Genomic DNA, 719 nt, shown 5'->3' with positions numbered 1-719 from the left:
GGTGACGGCGGCGCCCTCGCTCCAGCGCAGCGGCGGGAAGGTCGCGAGCTGCCCGGTGGCGGCGGCGGCCAGCAGCCCGGCCAGCGGCGTCTTCAGGCGGGCGAGCACGGCCTGCGTCTCCGGGTCGCCGAAGCGGGCGTTGAACTCGATGACCCGCACCCCGCGCGAGGTGATGGCCAACCCCGCGTACAGCAGCCCGGAGAACGGCGTGCCGCGGCGGCGCAGCTCGTCGACGGTGGGCTGCAACACGGTGGTGAGCACCTCGTCGACCAGCTTCGGGTCCGCCCACGGCAGCGGGGTGTAGGCGCCCATGCCGCCGGTGTTCGGCCCCTCGTCGCCGTCCAGGGCGCGCTTGAAGTCCTGCGCCGGCTGCAACGGCACCACCGTCTCGCCGTCGGTGACGGCGAACAGGGACACCTCGGGGCCGTCGAGGTACTCCTCGATCACCACCCGCTCGCAGGCCAGCGCGTGCTCGCGGGCGGCGGCCAGGTCCCCGGTGACCACCACGCCCTTGCCCGCGGCGAGGCCGTCGTCCTTGACGACGTAGGGCGCGCCGAAGGCGTCCAGCGCGGCGTCGATCTGCTCGGCGGTGCCGCAGACGTAGCTGCGGCCGGTCGGCACACCCGCCGCCGCCATGACGTCCTTGGCGAAGGCCTTGGAACCCTCCAACCGGGCGGCCTGCGCCGACGGGCCGAACACCGGCACGCCGGCCGCACGGA

1 protein-coding gene is annotated in these 719 nt (G+C 75.1%); it reads right to left on the bottom strand.

The genetic code is table 11. The features are described from left to right. Window positions 1-719, bottom strand: a 719-nt coding sequence (locus ACYVE9_RS29530; RefSeq protein WP_461030937.1) for a phosphoribosylamine--glycine ligase, incomplete at both ends; no start/stop codon positions are given.

It is taken from the genome of Streptomyces sparsus (assembly GCF_054776295.1).
Note: the sequence above shows the minus strand (reverse complement) of the source record. Positions and strands in the feature narration are given on the sequence as shown.